Raw genomic sequence first — 15548 nt, 5'->3', positions numbered from 1 at the left:
CTCCCGTGAACAGTCCCTTCGCCGAAGCCATCCTGAACGGTTCGCTCCTGCTTGCCATCCCCGTGGCGCTGCTGGCCGGACTCGTGTCCTTCCTTTCGCCGTGCGTGCTCCCGCTGGTGCCCGGCTACCTGGGCTACGTCACGGGGCTCACGGGCGTTGACCTGCAGAAGCAGAAGCGCGGCCGCATGCTGGCGGGCATCGGGCTGTTCGTGCTCGGCTTCTCGGTGATTTTCGTGTTGCTCGGCGGTGCGTTCGGGCAGCTGGGTTCCCTGATCTCCGGCGGGCAGAACGCGTGGGTCACACAGATCCTGGGGGTCCTCGTGATCCTGATGGGCGTGGTGTTCATGGGCGGCTTCTCCTGGTTCCAGCGCGATGCCAAGATCCACGCGAAACCGCCGGCAGGCCTCTGGGGCGCGCCGCTGCTGGGAATCACGTTCGGCCTCGGCTGGGCACCATGCATCGGCCCCACCTACTCCGCCGTCCAGCTGCTGAGCCTCTCCGGCGGTTCCTCCGCCGCGAAGGGCGCATTCCTGGCCTTCGTCTATAGCCTGGGGCTGGGCATCCCGTTCCTGCTGATCGCCCTGGCGGTCCGACGCGGCGCGGGCGTGATGTCCTTCTTCCGCAAGCACCGGCTGGCCATCCAGCGCACGGGCGGCGGCGTCCTGATTGTCCTGGGCATCCTGATGGCCACGGGTCTGTGGGGAACCTGGGTCACCGAGTTGCAGTACTGGTTCCAAACCGATGTGAAGTTGCCGATCTGATGAGCGAGCGTGTGAAGTCAACCGAGAAATCCCCGGCCGAGGACGTCCCGCAGCCCGGGCCTGCCAAAAAGGACGCCGTGAAGGCTGCCAAGGCCGGGGCCGCCGTTCCGTCCCTGGGCTTCGTGGGCATGCTCCGCTGGGCCTGGACCCAGTTGACCAGCATGCGCACCGCGCTGTTCCTGCTGCTGCTCCTGGCGGTGGCCGCGGTCCCCGGATCCCTGTTCCCGCAGCGGCCGGCCAACCCGTCCGTGGTCACGCAGTACATCAAGGACCACCCGGACTACGGCCAGCTGCTGGACTCCCTGCAGCTGTACGACGTCTACTCCTCGGCCTGGTTCTCGGCCATCTACATCCTGCTGTTCATCTCGCTGATCGGCTGCGTGGTGCCCCGCGCCATCGCCCACTACAGGGCCATGCGCTCGCAGCCGCCGCGCACCCCGAAGCGCCTGTCCCGCCTGCCCGAGTACGGCACCCTGGTGGTGCCCGCGGACGCCGGCATCCCGGCGTCGGACGCCATTGAAGACGCAGCGGCGCTGCTGAAGAAACGCGGATACCGCGTTGAGGTAAGGCACGACGACGGCGCGCGGCCGTCTTTGGGGGCCGAGCGCGGCTTCCTGAGGGAAGTGGGAAACCTCGTCTTCCACACGTCGCTGATCGGCGTGCTGGTGTCCGTGGCGGTCGGCGGGCTCTTCGGCTACAGCGGCCAGCGGATCCTGGTTGAGGGTGACACCTTCGTGAACACCCTCGTGGGCTACGACCAGTTCACGCCCGGCACCAACTTCCAGAGCAGCCAGCTCCAGCCGTACTCGATCCAGTTGGACAAGTTCCAGGCCACGTTCGACCGCGAATCCCAGGGCAAGTTCGGCCAGCCCATTGACTTCACGGCGGATGTGACCACCAAGGAAAACCCAGGGGCGCCGGCCAAGAAGGAAGTCCTCAAGGTCAACGACCCCGTCACGCTCGGCGGCACCAGCATCTACCTGACGGGCAACGGCTACGCCCCGGTGATCACGGTCCGCGACGGCAACGGCAACGTGGCCATGCAGGGCCCCGTGGTGGCCAAGCTGCAGGGCGAGAACTACTACTCCTCCGTGGTGATCAAGGTCCCCGATGCCAAGCCCGACCAACTGGGCTTCGCCGGATTCTTCCTCCCCACGGCCTTCGTGACCGAGAAGGGCATCTCCTTCAGCGGCGACCCGGACCTCATCAACCCGCAGCTGAACCTGAACTCGTACTACGGCGACCTTGGCCTGGACAAGGGGGCCCCGCAGAACGTCTTTGAGCTCGACGTCAAGAACCTCAAGGAACTCAACGGCCGGAACCTCAAAGCGGGCGGCATCACGCTCGCACCTGGCAACACATACACGCTGCCCGACGGCAAGGGCTCCATCACGTTCGACGGCGTGAAGAAGTACGTCGGCGTGGACATCCACCACAATCCCGGGCAGCTGTCGGCCCTCATCTTCGCGCTGCTTGCCGTGGCCGGACTCATCGTCTCCCTCTACGTGAACCGCCGCCGCGTCTGGGTCCGAACCGGCACCCACGAGGACGGCAGGACCATGGTGGAGTACGGCCTGCTGGCCCGCGGCGAGGACCACAGGCTGGCCGGCGAGGCCGCAACGCTGCGCGGCCTCCTGGCGGGCAAGTGGAACCTGGACGCCGACAACACCGAAACAGCACCTTCCAACTCCTCACCAGCAGGCTCGCCTGAGCCGAAGAAGGACCAGTAATGTTTCCCATCAACGAGACCATGGGCCAGTACAGCGAGCTCTTCATGCTGCTGGCGGCCGGCACCTACACCGTCGCCTTCATCGCGTTCGCGTGGGACCTGGCCAGGAGCAGCAAGGCCCTGAAGTCGGTTGACCTCAAGGCTGCTGCTGCCGGCACGTCGGCGGACACGTCCGCCAAGGTTCCGGTGGCGGCGGGCGCGTCCGCAGGGTCAACCACGTCGCGGACCGCGGGCAGCGGTGAGGACCGCCTGTCCGGACCGGCAGACCGCGCCGAGCGGCCGTCGTCATACGCCTCCGGGACCGCGAACGGTGCCGCCGGCCAGACCGCCGACGACAGCATGCGCTACGGCGAACGCCGCGCACCTGCGCGCGTGGCCGTGGCACTGACCGTCCTGGGTGCCGCGATCCACGCCGCCGCCGTGCTCACCCGCGCGGTGGGCGCCGGCCGTGTGCCGTGGGGCAACATGTACGAGTTCCTCACCACCGGCGCCTTCGTGGCCGCGGCCGTGTTCCTCGCGGTGCTGGTCCGCCGCGACCTGCGCTTCCTCGGCACATTCGTGGTGGGCCTGGTGATCATCATGCTGGTGGCCGCGTCCGTGGCGTTCTGGACTCCCGTCGGCCACCTGGTGCCCGCGCTGCAGAGCTACTGGCTGATCATCCACGTGTCCATCGCTGTGCTGTCCTCCGCGCTGTTCACCCTGACCTTCGCGATGTCCGCGCTCCAGCTGGTCCAGTCGCACCGGCAGAAGACCATCGCGGCCGGGGGCGCCGACAAGCTGGGCTTCATGCGCCTGGTGCCCTCCGCGCTGAGCCTCGAGAACCTGTCTTACCGCATCAACGCGATCGCCTTCATCGGCTGGACCTTCACCCTCATGTTCGGCGCGATCTGGGCCGAGAAGGCATGGGGCCGGTTCTGGGGCTGGGACACCAAGGAAGTTTGGACGTTCGTGATCTGGGTGGTCTACGCCGGCTACCTGCACGCCCGCGCCACCCGCGGCTGGACCGGCACCCGCGCCGCCTGGCTGTCGATCGTGGGCTACCTGTGCGTGGTCTTCAACTTCACCATCGTGAACCAGTTCTTCAACGGCCTGCACTCGTACTCGGGGCTGTAGGCGTTCCGGGGCTTCTGCGATTTACCAAAAAGGGCCGCGAGGGCTCGTCGATTTACCGAAAAGGGCCGCTTAGCTTGCTGCTGGGCGGCCTTTTTGGCGAAACGGCGCGGGGTGGCTGCTACTTCGCCTCGGGGTTGCCTTCGGCGTTGGCCTCGCCCGCAGCGCCCGGCTTGCGTGGACCCGGTTCATCTGCAGCCGGGCCGCTGGCGCCTGAACTGCCGCCGGCGGTGCCCGGAGCTGCGCCCGTGCTGCCTGTGCCCGTAGCGCCCGTGTGGTGGGGGCCGCCGTCGGCCTGGTTCTTACGCGCAGCGTCGTCCCTCAGCTTGCGGAGCCGCTCCGCCTCGGCCTGGCGGCGGCGCTGCTCGAGGTTCCGCAGGAAGTCGGGGTCGTCGTCGGGGGCCGTGGGGTGGTGCTGGTAGACGGGCTGGGCCACAGCCGATGCGCGGGGCCGGCCGATCAGGAACCACAGCGCGGCGCCGATGAGCGGCAGGAGGGCAACCATGATGATCCAGGTTGTCTTGGAAAAGCCGCGGGTGAGATGCCTGTCAGTCCGGATAACGTCCACCAGTCCGTAGACGTAGATGGCGAGAACGGCGACTGCGAGTGCAACACGAGGCATGCAATCAGTCTAGCCGCCGTGCGCCCCGGCGGAGATTACAGTATGCCCACAGTCATGTGCCAGCAAACCGCCGAACCGGAGCCGCAGATGACGCAGGATACGTACAGGCAGGACGGCTAAACTTGGATAGTGGCTTTTCTGAAATACTCCCTGATCCGGTTCGCGATCTTCCTGCCCCTGTTTGTGCTGTTCGTCTTGCTGCAGCTGGGATGGTTTCTGGCCGTCATCTGTGCCGGGCTGATTTCCTTCGCCATCAGCTACCTCTTCTTCCAGAAGCAGCGCGATGCCGCGACGGCGTCACTGCATGCCCGCTTCTCCGGTCGCGCCAAGCCGATCCGCACCGCCGGGGAGATCGATGACGCCCTGGCCGAGGACCACCTGGTGGACACGCACCCGGACGTCACCATCCGCAACGACGTCAAGAAGCGCCAACCCCGCGGCGAGGAAGCCTAGGCCTACAGCCCGCTGCTCAGCACGAGTCCCAGCGAGAACAGCACGGCATAACCGAGGTTGATGAGGCCCGTCTGCTTCAGGACCGGGATGAGGCTCTTGCGCTTCCTTCCGTTGATCATGAGCCAGGCCGGCATCAGGCAGGCCGGGATCAGGAGCAGCACGATCAGCATCCACGGCCGCGTTGGCGCCAGGATCACCACAAGCAGGATGGCCACGGCCAGCATCAGCACGTAGCTTTCGCGGGCGTGCTTGTCACCCAGTCGCACCGCCAGGGTCTTCTTCCCGGCCTGGATGTCCGACGGGATGTCCCGGACGTTGTTGGCCATGAGCAGGGCACACGCAATGAGACCCGTGCCGATCGCGCCAATCACGGCAGGCAGGCCGATCTGCCCCGCCTGCGTGTAGGTGGTGCCGAGCGTGGCCACGAGCCCGAAGAACACGAACACGAAGACGTCGCCGAGGCCCATGTAGCCGTATGGGTTCTTTCCACCGGTGTAGCCCCAGGCCGCCATCACGCAGCCCACGCCCACCAGGAGCAGCCACCACGTCTGGGTGATGAGGACCAGGACCAGCCCCACGAGCATCGCCAGGCCGAACGCACCGAATGCGGCATACTTCACGTGTTCGGGGCGGGCGGCACCGGAACCGACCAGCCGCAGGGGACCGACGCGGTTCTCGTCTGTCCCGCGGATCCCGTCCGAGTAATCGTTGGCGTAATTGACGCCGACCTGCAGCAGAAGCGCCACGAGGGCCGCCAGGACTGCATTGAGCGGGCGGAAGGAGCCCATCTCATAGGCCGCCGCCGAGCCGATCAGGACAGGGGCGATCGCGGCCGGCAGGGTGCGGAGTCGGGCGCCTTGGATCCATTGTGCGGCTGTTGCCACGGTAAGTACCTCGTGTTGGGTCGGTGATACGTTCAAAAGCATGGGCGTGCGCTGGGCACGCGGAAGCCGCGGCGGCGCGGCGGAACTACTCTATTTTCCCTGATGGAGCGCGTTGAGGCGTTCAATCATGGCCAGCCGGTCGGGTTTGCCGTTGGGCAGCATGATCAGCTCACCGGCCGGCAGGACGGTCTTGGGGGCAAGCAGCCCGAGCGTACGGTGCCATTCCTCGACCCACGCCGCGCCGTCGCGTGCAGCGCTGTCGGTCCCGGACGCGGTTCGGGCCACGGCCACATAGGCCGCCACGGCCTGGCCCCATTTCGCGGACTCGACACCGGCCACAAAAGCCGCCCTCACGCCGTCGGCCTTTTCCAGCTCAGCCTGCACATGCGTGGCGGAGACCTTGACGCCGCCGGTGATAATGACGTCGTCCGCGCGGCCCAGCACGGTGAGCCGGCCGTCGGCGTCCAGGGTGCCGAGGTCGTTGGTCCGGTACCAGCGTTCGCCGTCCTCTTCGACGAAAGCCTGGGCCGTCGGCCCTGGGGCGTCCAGGTAGCCAGCCGCGAGGGTGGCTCCGCCCAGGTGGATCCGGCCGTCTTCGGCGAGCCGCAGGGCCACGCCCTCGAGCGGATAGCCGTCGTACACGCAGCCGCCGCAGGTTTCCGCCGCACCGTAGGTGGTGACCACCCGGAGACCGGCCTCGCGCGCCGTTTCGAGGAGCTCGGCAGAGGCCGGGGCGCCGCCGAGCAGGATGCCGTTGAAGCGTCGCAGCACGGCGAGCGTGTCCGCCGACGGATCCGCGAGCAGGCGCTGCAGCTGCGTGGGCACCAGCGACGTGAAGCGGATCTTATCCGTCAGCTCCAGCGCGGCTGCTGTGAAGGCATCGGCGGTGAAGCCCCCGGACAGGTCCATGGCCCACGGCCGGGTGCCCGCGAACAGCGACCGCACCAGCACCTGCACGCCCGCCACGTACTGCAGCGGCAGGGCAAGCAGCCACTGCCCCTCGCCCTTGAGCGCGAAGGCGGTGGCCATCGACGACGCCGCCAGCGCGTCCACCGTTAGGACCGTCGCCTTTGGCGCCCCGGTGGACCCGGACGTGCGGACCACCACGACAGCGTCCTCGAACCCAGGGGTCCGGACGGGCGTCACCACCGGATCGCCGTCGGGGCCGGCGGAGAGTTCGACGGCGGGACCCTCACCGTGGAGGGCAGCCGCCAGCGCCTTGAGGGCCGGCTCGATATTCACTGCGTGCGCCTTGGATGCGCGGGCCTGGGGAGCATGGGGTGCCTTCCGACGGGTGCGGGCTTAGAAATAGTACGGGAACCTGGACCAGTCAGGGTCCCGCTTTTGCAGGAAGGCTTCCTTGCCCTCCACGGCCTCGTCCGTCATGTATGCCAGCCGGGTGGCTTCGCCGGCGAACACCTGTTGGCCGGCCAGGCCGTCGTCGGCAAGGTTGAAGGCGAACTTGAGCATCCGGATGGCCTGGGGCGATTGCCGGGCGATGTCCGCGGCGTACTCAAGCGCCACCTCCTCGAGGCGCTCGTGGTCCACGGCCTCGTTCACGGCCCCCACCCGAACCATGTCCTCGGCGGAATATTCACGGGCCAGGAAGAAGATCTCCCGGGCGGCCTTCTGGCCGATTTGCCGGGCCAGCAGCGCCGAGCCGTAACCGGCGTCGAAACTGCCCACGGTGGCGTCCGTCTGCTTGAACTTCCCGAACTGGCGCGAGGCGATGGTCAGGTCGGAGACAACGTGCAGGGAGTGCCCGCCGCCGGCCGCCCAGCCGTTGACGACGGCGATGACCACCTTGGGCATGGTCCGCATGAGCCGCTGGACTTCCAAAATGTGGAGGCGCCCCGCACGGGCCGGGTCGATGGTTTCCTGCGTCTCGCCGTCGGCATAGCGGTACCCGTCCCGTCCGCGGATCCGCTGGTCCCCGCCGGAGCAGAACGAGTGACCGCCGTCCTTGGGGGAGGGGCCGTTGCCGGTGAGCAACACGGTGGCCACGTCCGGGGTCATGCGGGCGTGGTCCATGGCGCGGTACAGCTCGTCCACAGTCCCCGGGCGGAAGGCGTTGCGGACCTCCGGCCGGTTGAACGCGATGCGGACGGTGGGCAGGTCCCGAGTCACGGTGCCGTCGTCGGACCGCTCCACCTGCCGGTGGTAGGTCAGGTCCTGGAAGTCCTCGAAGCCGGACACAGTGCGCCAGCGGGACGGGTCAAAGACGTCGGATACCTTGGCGGGGAATTCGTTGCTCACCGTCCAAGTCTAGTAATCGGCTCAGCTGATGCAGAACTCGTTGCCCTCCGGGTCCGCCATGGTGTGCCATTCGTGCGGCCCCTGGCTCGCCGTCCAGAGGAAGGTGGCGCCGCGGGCTTCCAGCTCGGCGCGGACGTCATCCTTGTCCCGGCCGTCGAGGCGCACGTCCCAGTGCACCCGGTTCTTGATGGTCTTCTGCTCCGGCACGGTCTGGAACAGCAGGCGCCGGGCGGGTGCCTTGGCGTCGATTTCCTCGGTGGGCCGGATCGCCGCGCCGTCCTTCCATACCAGCTTGCCGTTGTGCGTCATGGTCTGGTCTTCCGTCGCGAAGCCCTGGCTGATCATGGACCGGATGAAGTCCTCATCCTGCGGCTCCACGGACCAGTCCAGCGTTTCGGCCCACCAGTCGGCGAGGTCGTGCGGGTGATGGCAGTCGATGGCGATCTGAATGTTGAGTCCCATGGCACCAAGCTACGACGGCAGCCCCGCCTCCGGGTAGGGGGGCTAGCGCGGGCGGCAGGGCCCGGGCGACTTTTCTAGTTTTGGACCCGCTGCAGCTGGTCAAGGAGTTCCGGCGGGATGGTGTACAGGAAGATCGCGGCCAGCAGGTTCTTGGTGGCATGGACGAAGTAGGAAAACATCAGGTTCCGCCCTGTCCACACGTAGACAAACACTAGGGTGCCGCCCATGGCCAGGTAAGGCATGAGCGCAGGTATGGTGAGGGCTTCCTGACCCACGATGTGCAGGGCGGCGAAGAGAATCACAGAAAGTCCGCAGCAGATCCAGATGTTGACCCGCCGGCTCAGCTTCCCGATCAGCAGGTGCCGGAACACGTACTCCTCGACGAACGGACCCACCACCACAATCAGGGGCACCATCAGCCAGGCCGGCACCTGCCGCATGAGCGCCTGCAGCCCGGCCTGGTTGGCGGACGTCTCGGTGGTCCCGCCCACGGCCACCAGGATGGCGGTGACAATCATCATGGCGACGACGGCCAGAGGCACCATCGCGAGCGTGAACCATGGCCGCGTGGCAAGCACTTTGAGGTCCCGGGACACCACCCCGCGTGCGGCAAACAGCGCCAGCGCACCGACGATGCCGTAGAACAGAAGATTCACGCCGTAGGAGGCGACGGCCGGCGTCGGGGCCAATGCCCGGAGCAGCGGCAGGATCAGTTCCCCGGCCAGCGCGAAGAAGGCGGCGACGGCCACATAAAGTCCGACGGCGGTGAGGTCCAGCGGCGAAAACCGATAGAGATCCGGCCGCGGAGCAGGGAGCGTGCGTCTGGTGTTCACCATGCCTCCAGCGTAGTGCGCCAAGCCCCACGCGAACGGACAGTTGTGGCCCCGCAGGAAGGGACAGTTGGGGCCACAACTGTCCGTTCGCGCTTGCCCGCCGGCGCGAACCTTGACGGGGCCGCCCGCCGGCGGGCAGGCTTGACCCATGAAGTCCTAACCACGACGCCGGCATCGTCCGGCGTCGACCATGTTCCGGCCTGTATCCGTTACCCGGATCTGTCGACCAGCCTCCTGCCGAACCGCAATCTGGCGGCCAGGTATGCGGCGTCGGTAAGGCCACAGACAAGGCCCTGTAGAGCATTGCACCGAGACACATGCACTGAGCTCCCTGGCCGCCCCTTGGACTGCGAGGACTTCCATGACTGAACCAAATTTCCGCACCGAGCAGCTGCACCTGTCCGGCGTCTCCCACGGCTACGGGGACCGCGAACTCTTCAGCGGCGTCGAACTGGCGATCGCCGCGGGGGAACACGCCGCCGTCGTGGGTGAGAACGGTGCCGGGAAGTCCACCCTGCTGTGGATCCTGGCAGGTATCGAGACGCCTGCGGAAGGCACGGCCCAGCGGCACGGCCGGGTGGGCTATCTGGCGCAGACATCCGGGCTCTCCGCCAGGCTGACCGTGGCCGACGCCATTGACGATGCGCTCCGCGCACTGCGGGAGATGGAAGCCGAGCTGGAACGGCTGGAGGACGGCCTGGCATCGGCCGGGCCGGCCGAGCTGGAGGCCTACGGGAACCTGCAGACCCAGTACCAGCTGCGCGAGGGCTACGCCGCGGAATCCCGGGTGGAGGCGGCGCTGGACAGGCTGGGCCTGGGCGGCGTGGACCGCGGCCGGACGCTGGGGTCGCTGTCCGGCGGGGAGCAGGAGCGCGTGGCGCTGGCCTGCCTGCTGGCCGACCCCGCGGACATCCTGCTCCTGGATGAGCCCACGAACCATCTGGACGCCAGCGGCACTGCCTGGCTCGAAGGCCGCCTCGCAGCGCACCGGGGAGCCGTGGTGGTGGTCTCGCACGACCGCGTGCTGCTGCGGAAGGTCGCCGCCGCCGTCATCGAGGTCGACGCCGAGCGCCGCACGGTGAACCGCTACGGCAACGGCTACGACGGTTACCTGAAGGAGAAACGGGCCGAGCGGCAGCGCTGGGTGCAGCAGTACCACGGCTGGCTCGACGCCATGGATGCCGAACGGCGTCAGGCGGACACGGTGGCGGGCCGGATGGGCTATGCGCGCCGCCGGGACAACGACAAGGCGGCCTTCGACTTCAAGGCAGGAACCTGGGAGCGCGCCGCCGCCAGCAAGATCCGCAACGCACAGGAGCGGCTGCGCCGCCTGGAGGACAACCCCGTGGAGCGCCCGCCCGAACGCCTGAAGCTCGACGCCGGGCTCGACGGCGAACTGGAGGCCGCCGCCGGTTCCGGCGGGATCACCGGCGAAACTTCCGGCGGTGAACCCTGGGAAGCCGTCGATGGAGTCCTGCATGCCCGCAACACCCAGGTGCCTGGCCGGCTGGACGTCCCCGAGTTCCGGGTGGACCGCGGGCAGAAGGTCCTCATCACCGGTCCCAACGGTGCCGGGAAGTCCACACTGCTCTCGGTCCTGGCCGGAACGCTCGAGCCGGCCGCGGGCCGAGTAGTGCGCCACGGCCGGATCGGCTATCTGCAGCAGGAGCTGGAGTTGCCCGAGCATCCGTCCCTGCGGCTGCTGCCTGCCTTCGCCGCCGGGCTCGGCGGGAACATCGACGACCATGCGGAGGCGCTGCTGCGGCTGGGCCTCTTCCGAACCAGCGAATTCCACGTTCCGGTGGGCGCCCTGTCGGCGGGCCAGCAGCGCAGGCTGGCGCTCGCGCGGCTGCTGCTCGGCCACAAGGACGTCATGCTCCTTGACGAACCCAGCAACCATCTTGCCCCCGCGCTCGTGGAGGAGCTGGAGTCCGCGCTCGCCGAGTTCGACGGAACGGTGGTGATGGTCAGCCACGACCGGGCGCTGGGTGAGTGGTTCGACGGCTGCGCGGACCGGTCCCGCGGCCGTGCGGGCGAAGGCGTTTCCGGGAGATGGCTTAGGTACACGATGGCGGACGGCATGCTGGAAAAGGTGGCGCTGCCAGCCTGAGCCACACGAAGCAGGTGCGGTCCAAACTGCCCCCAAGTCCAAACTGCCCCCAAGTCTGTGCAAGCAAAGAGAAAACCCAGGCCCGGCGGGTTGCCGGGCCTGGGTTTTCACACCGCCTGGGTGTGGCGCCGCAAACGGTAGCGGGGACTGGAAAGCTACCGGAACAGGGCGCTGTAGGTTCCCATGATGATCCGGTCGCCGGGCCGGGACTTCCTGATGTAGTCCACCACTGCCCAGTCGTCCAGCGAGATGCAGCCCGCCGTCGGGACCTTGTTCATGTGCAGGAAGATGGCGAATCCGGCGTCCTGCACGATGTTGGGACGGTTGTAGTTGACCACCACGCCCTGGCGGTAGTCATGCGTGGCGCGGGTGGCGAAGTACCACATGTTCTCGTCCCAGCCCACCCACGATGAGGACTCGAAGTACTTGTTGTACGTCGCGGTCCACGGGTTGCCGCCCCAGCGGGAGCGGGGATTCAGCGTGCGGTAGGGGAGCGCCGTTCCCGGGTTGCCCAGGCCGAAGGCTTCCGTCACCGAGTATGAGCCCGTGGGCGAGTACAGGTAGCGGGTGGGGCCCGAGGGGACGCCCGGAGCCTTGAAGCCTGAGGCGCCCACATAGCCGTCCGTCCGCCAGTCTGCAACGTACAACCCTGCCACCCGGACGCAGTAGACATTTGTCGCGTGCGACTGCCTGTAGCCCTGGGTGAACGTGAGCAGGACCCGGTTGGCGCCGTACGTGGGGTACCTGGACCGTCCGTTGTTGAGCTTGGCACACTCGGTCATGGAATAGATGCGGGTGCCGCCTGTCTTCGACCAGCCGATATAGCCCGACTGGAATGACTGGATGCATTGTCCGGTGACGCATTTTTCGTTGGCCGTGGGATAACCCAGCCCGCTGTGGGTTGAACCGGCGGCGGCGTACCGCGCGCCGATGCCGCCCTTTGTGGCCCAGGTGCCGCTTCTTGCCGACCAATAGATGGTTCCGCCCTGGAACCGCTGTATACAGCCCCAGGCCGGCTGGTTACAGGTTTCGCTGCTCGTGGGGTACCCCAACGCACCGGCCAGTCCCCCCACGCTTACCCATTTGGCGTAGTTCCCCGGACGCACCGCCCGCGCTCCGCTGGCGGGGCTCCAGTAAACGTAGCCTTTGGCAAACTTTTGGTAGCAGCCGCCGTTCCGCTGGCCGCAGGTTTCCCTGGACTGGGGCAGGCCCAGAGCACTCACTGCTCCGAGCGCATCCCAGTGTCTCCCGATGGCTCCGCGTAACCAAACTTGGTACGTGCCCGCGGCCGACCACGTGATGAGCCTGCCGGTGGACAGTTTCTGAACTGTTCCTCCCGGAACCGCCACTTCATCTGTGATTGGGTAGCCTAGGACCTTACCGCGGCCATTGGCGTGCCAGTACGGGCCTGTATGTCCTGCTGTCAGGAGCACAGGGTGGGCCCCAGAGGCAGCGGTCCAATACATCGTTCCGCCCTTGAACGTCTGGGCGCAAAGGCCCGCACCGCACGTTTCGTTCGCCACTGGCGTGCCGAGGACACCGGCAGCCCCCTTCATGGCCCGCCATTTCACGCCGATGGCACCTTTGGCGACGATAGGGGCAGGCGCGGGCGGTTCCTTGACTTCCGCTGCAGGCGGCGGCGCGGGAATGGCTGGCGGTGAGGGCGTCACGGACGACGAAGATGCCACTGACGGCGACGCGGGCTCTGAGGGCGGGGGCGCAACGGACGTTGTGGGCTGAGGCGCTTCAGCGGTGGTCGCGCTGGGGCTTGGCATCGCCGTGGCCGTGCCCGGGGTTTCCGCTTCTGCCATGGAGGCGTCTGCAGAGTCGGTCGCCTGGACGGGCGGCGGAGTCTCGGAACCGACGGCGAGGGCAGGAGAGGACGCGAGTGGTCCGGCCGCCAGGCTCAGGAGCAGGGCAGCCGCAAGTATTGGTTTTTTCACGAAGCGTCCTCCACCGACACAACCGGTTCGCACGTGCCGGTCTGGCCCGTGGTTTTGGCGAAGTTCTCTGCAGACACTTCAGCCGATTTCCCTGCCTGGACCGTTTCCGTGATCAGGGTGTGGCCCTGGACAGCCGCGCCGACGGTGACCGCAATGGCCACGGTGTACTTCTTGGCTTTGTCCGATGAGTTGACCAGGGTTCCCTTGAACGTCCACTGGCCGTCCGGACCGGCCGCGCAGGTGTGCTCCTGCAGGGCGTCGATCGCGTTCAGCGATGTGGACACATCGGTGGGGAGGGAAGGGGCCGTAGTGGGTGGTGAGGATTCCGACGGCGGCTGGGACACCGCCGTCGTACTGGTTGCCGATGGTGAAGCGCTGGGGCTGGATCCGGAAGGGTCTGATCCCCCGCCGGAACACCCCGAGGCTGCCAACAGCAAGGCCGCAGGCAGCAGTAGTGCTCTCTTTCTCATAGTCCCCCCTGAAAAATGGCGCAAGTGCCGGCGTCCGCATGAGACGGTGCGGACGCCACGGCCGGGAACGGATCCCCGGCCATGGTGCTCAGAGTAGCCCCAAACCGGGCACCAGAGGGAGCCTTTTGTCCATTCGAGTTACTGTTTCGCACCGCGGCGTGGGGACGCCGTCAAACCGGTGCAAAACCGGGCCGGACCTGCGGAATGTTGCCCGCGTCACGGAGCAGTCCGGAAATCTTGTACGATGGATGGGCCGTGCGAACCTTCGATGCTCCACGAGTTTTTGTACGCATACGGTCCTCAAGAGGGGCCTGAAGTCGAATTATCTGTACAAAAACTCCAGGTTCCGGAACCGGCAGTGCCCATCCAAGGCAACCCCCGACCTACAAGGAACAGTTGTGCCTCAAAGTACCCCCACAGAACTTATGAGCCCGACGGCTCCATCCACCGCCGTCGACTCCACCCTCAGCGCCGAGGGCTACAAGAAGACCCTGGGCCGGCGCCACGTCACGATGATCGCGATGGGCGGCGCGATCGGCGTCGGCCTCTTCATGGGAGCAGGCGGCCGGCTGGCCTCCACCGGCCCCGCGCTGATCTTCTCCTACGCCATCGCCGGCGTCATCGCCTACCTGCTGATGCGCGCCCTCGGCGAGCTCATCATGTACCGCCAGACGTCAGGCTCGTTCGTGAGCTACGCCGGCGAGCTGTTCGGCAAGAAGGGCGCCTACCTGTCAGGGTGGATGTACTTCATCAACTGGGCCATGACCGGCATCGCGGAACTGATCGCAATCGGCCTGTACTTCCAGTTCTTCTTCCCCAACGTCCCCGTGGAGCTCTCCGCCATCGCAGCGCTGGTGCTGCTGGTGGCCGTGAACCTGCTCAGCGTCAAGGCATTCGGCGAATTCGAGTTCTGGGCGTCCTGCCTCAAGGTCAGCGCCATCGTGATCTTCCTGGCCGTGGGCACGTTCATGGTGGTCACCAACGCCAAGGTAGGCGCCGGCCACGCGTCGCCGGCCAACCTCTTCGCTGGCGACGGCGGCATGTTCCCCAAGGGCGCCCTGGTGATGATCCTGGTGCTCAACGCCGTCATCTTCGCCTACAACGCCATCGAACTCGTGGGCATCACCGCCGGCGAGATGGAAAACCCGGAACGTGAAGTGCCCAAGGCGATCCGCGCCGTCGTGATCCGCATCGTGGTGTTCTACGTCGGTTCCGTGACCCTGCTGGCCATGCTGCTGCCCTCCGACCAGTACAAGGCCGGCACCTCGCCGTTCGTCACCGTCTTCGGGCAGATGGGCCTGCCGTGGATGGGCGACGTCATGAACATGATCGTCATCACTGCCGCGCTGTCCTCCTGCAACTCGGGCCTTTATTCGATCGGCCGGATCTTCCGCACCATGGCCAACAACGGCCACGCCCCGCAGTGGCTGACCAAGATGTCCAGCCGCCACGTGCCGTACGCCGCCATCCTGGCCATCGCCACCGTGTACCTCGTGGGCATCCTGCTGAACATCTGGCTCGGCGGCTCGCACGCGTTCGACCTTGCGCTGAACACCGCCTCGATCGGCGTCATCTTCACCTGGGGCTCCATCTTTGCCAGCCAGATCGCGCTGCGAAAGAAGAAAGGCAACGTCTCCAGCCTGCCGATGCCGGGTTCGCCGTGGACCAGCTGGGCCGGACTGATTGCGCTGCTGGCCATCACCGTGCTGATTGGCTTCGACACCATGACTGACAAGGCCACGGGCGAGGTCTTCCTGCTGGGCCTCTGGACGCTGGCCAGCATCCCGTTCTTCGCCTTGGTGCTGTGGCTGGGCTGGCAGAAGGTCAAGAACAACGAGCCGAAGAGCGAGCTCTTCAGCTAGCGTCCTGTTTTGATCACACTGTTTTGATCACGACGGCGGGCCCTCCTTTCCGG

Annotated in this window: 15 protein-coding genes and 1 pseudogene; 7 read left to right on the top strand and 9 right to left on the bottom strand. The window is 66.9% G+C overall.

Annotated elements, in window-relative coordinates:
• The first annotated feature begins 5 nt into the window (after nucleotides 1–5).
• From QFZ23_RS19825 to ccsB, 3 genes are read left to right on the top strand one after another with little or no spacing between them, the layout of a single operon-like run.
• Entirely contained in the window at nucleotides 6–761 is a 756-nt protein-coding gene (locus tag QFZ23_RS19825; protein ID WP_306925579.1) for a cytochrome c biogenesis CcdA family protein, read from the top strand.
• Complete coding sequence (gene resB / locus QFZ23_RS19820; protein WP_306925577.1) at nucleotides 761–2491, top strand: cytochrome c biogenesis protein ResB; 1731 nt, start codon at nucleotides 761–763, stop codon at nucleotides 2489–2491. Before QFZ23_RS19825 ends, resB begins: the two co-directional genes overlap by 1 nt.
• Nucleotides 2491–3603 carry a c-type cytochrome biogenesis protein CcsB gene (gene ccsB, locus QFZ23_RS19815; protein WP_306925575.1) on the top strand — a complete coding sequence of 371 codons (1113 nt, stop codon included), beginning with the start codon at nucleotides 2491–2493 and terminating at the stop codon, nucleotides 3601–3603. The genes resB and ccsB overlap by 1 nt, the downstream gene beginning before the upstream one ends.
• Nucleotides 3604–3721: 118 nt before the next feature.
• Here the strand turns inward: ccsB and QFZ23_RS19810 are convergent, their stop codons facing one another.
• Complete coding sequence (locus QFZ23_RS19810; RefSeq protein WP_306925574.1) at nucleotides 3722–4222, bottom strand: PLD nuclease N-terminal domain-containing protein; 501 nt, start codon at nucleotides 4220–4222, stop codon at nucleotides 3722–3724.
• A gap of 129 nt (nucleotides 4223–4351) precedes the next feature.
• On the opposite strand from QFZ23_RS19810, the gene QFZ23_RS19805 reads away from it, so the two are divergent.
• Nucleotides 4352–4675, top strand: a complete 324-nt coding sequence (locus tag QFZ23_RS19805; protein ID WP_306925572.1) for a DUF4229 domain-containing protein — start codon at nucleotides 4352–4354, stop codon at nucleotides 4673–4675.
• 2 nt (nucleotides 4676–4677) lie between these two features.
• On the opposite strand, the gene QFZ23_RS19800 is transcribed toward QFZ23_RS19805, so the two are convergent.
• From QFZ23_RS19800 to QFZ23_RS19780, 5 genes are all read right to left on the bottom strand, one after another.
• On the bottom strand, nucleotides 4678–5559 hold the full coding sequence (locus QFZ23_RS19800) for a 1,4-dihydroxy-2-naphthoate polyprenyltransferase (RefSeq protein ID WP_306925570.1): 882 nt from the start codon (nucleotides 5557–5559) through the stop codon (nucleotides 4678–4680).
• Between the two features lie 90 nt (nucleotides 5560–5649).
• Nucleotides 5650–6801 (bottom strand): AMP-binding protein, encoded by a 1152-nt coding sequence (locus QFZ23_RS19795; protein WP_306925568.1) that lies wholly within the window; start codon nucleotides 6799–6801, stop codon nucleotides 5650–5652.
• Between the two features lie 60 nt (nucleotides 6802–6861).
• Complete coding sequence (locus tag QFZ23_RS19790) at nucleotides 6862–7815, bottom strand: 1,4-dihydroxy-2-naphthoyl-CoA synthase (RefSeq protein WP_306925566.1); 954 nt, start codon at nucleotides 7813–7815, stop codon at nucleotides 6862–6864.
• A gap of 21 nt (nucleotides 7816–7836) precedes the next feature.
• Nucleotides 7837–8277, bottom strand: a complete 441-nt coding sequence (locus tag QFZ23_RS19785) for a VOC family protein (protein ID WP_306925565.1) — start codon at nucleotides 8275–8277, stop codon at nucleotides 7837–7839.
• 74 nt (nucleotides 8278–8351) lie between these two features.
• Nucleotides 8352–9113 (bottom strand): CPBP family intramembrane glutamic endopeptidase, encoded by a 762-nt coding sequence (locus tag QFZ23_RS19780; protein ID WP_306925564.1) that lies wholly within the window; start codon nucleotides 9111–9113, stop codon nucleotides 8352–8354.
• Nucleotides 9114–9471: 358 nt separating this feature from the next.
• Between QFZ23_RS19780 and QFZ23_RS19775 the strand changes: the two genes are divergently transcribed.
• Nucleotides 9472–11220 carry an ABC-F family ATP-binding cassette domain-containing protein gene (locus QFZ23_RS19775; protein ID WP_306925563.1) on the top strand — a complete coding sequence of 583 codons (1749 nt, stop codon included), beginning with the start codon at nucleotides 9472–9474 and terminating at the stop codon, nucleotides 11218–11220.
• 155 nt (nucleotides 11221–11375) lie between these two features.
• Here QFZ23_RS19775 and QFZ23_RS19770 read toward each other — a convergent pair whose 3' ends face one another.
• A complete protein-coding gene (locus QFZ23_RS19770) occupies nucleotides 11376–12443 on the bottom strand; it encodes a hypothetical protein (RefSeq protein ID WP_306925561.1) in 1068 nt (355 codons plus the stop codon).
• Between the two features lie 12 nt (nucleotides 12444–12455).
• Nucleotides 12456–12776: pseudogene (locus QFZ23_RS23825) on the bottom strand (LGFP repeat-containing protein); the annotation flags it as partial.
• 61 nt (nucleotides 12777–12837) lie between these two features.
• Here QFZ23_RS23825 and QFZ23_RS19765 point away from each other — a divergent pair.
• On the top strand, nucleotides 12838–12960 hold the full coding sequence (locus QFZ23_RS19765) for a hypothetical protein (RefSeq protein WP_306925560.1): 123 nt from the start codon (nucleotides 12838–12840) through the stop codon (nucleotides 12958–12960).
• Between the two features lie 199 nt (nucleotides 12961–13159).
• Here the strand turns inward: QFZ23_RS19765 and QFZ23_RS19760 are convergent, their stop codons facing one another.
• Complete coding sequence (locus QFZ23_RS19760; RefSeq protein ID WP_306925558.1) at nucleotides 13160–13447, bottom strand: hypothetical protein; 288 nt, start codon at nucleotides 13445–13447, stop codon at nucleotides 13160–13162.
• 584 nt (nucleotides 13448–14031) lie between these two features.
• On the opposite strand from QFZ23_RS19760, the gene QFZ23_RS19755 reads away from it, so the two are divergent.
• Nucleotides 14032–15495, top strand: coding sequence for an amino acid permease (locus tag QFZ23_RS19755; protein ID WP_306925557.1), 1464 nt, complete (start codon nucleotides 14032–14034; stop codon nucleotides 15493–15495).
• Nucleotides 15496–15548: the final 53 nt, after the last annotated feature.

The organism is Arthrobacter globiformis, assembly GCF_030818015.1.
GTDB classification, from domain to species: Bacteria; Actinomycetota; Actinomycetes; order Actinomycetales; family Micrococcaceae; genus Arthrobacter; species Arthrobacter globiformis_C.
This window is presented reverse-complemented; position numbering and strand designations above follow the sequence as displayed.

Bases quoted from the DNA above. Each gene is read 5' to 3' on its own strand.
- QFZ23_RS19775 (WP_306925563.1), top strand. From the start codon at position 9,472: ATGACTGAACCAAATTTCCGCACCGAGCAGCTGCACCTGTCCGGCGTC.
- QFZ23_RS19810 (WP_306925574.1), bottom strand. From the start codon at position 4,222: ATGCCTCGTGTTGCACTCGCAGTCGCCGTTCTCGCCATCTACGTCTAC.
- QFZ23_RS19785 (WP_306925565.1), bottom strand. From the start codon at position 8,277: ATGGGACTCAACATTCAGATCGCCATCGACTGCCATCACCCGCACGAC.
- QFZ23_RS19780 (WP_306925564.1), bottom strand. From the start codon at position 9,113: ATGGTGAACACCAGACGCACGCTCCCTGCTCCGCGGCCGGATCTCTAT.
- ccsB (WP_306925575.1), top strand. From the start codon at position 2,491: ATGTTTCCCATCAACGAGACCATGGGCCAGTACAGCGAGCTCTTCATG.
- resB (WP_306925577.1), top strand. From the start codon at position 761: ATGAGCGAGCGTGTGAAGTCAACCGAGAAATCCCCGGCCGAGGACGTC.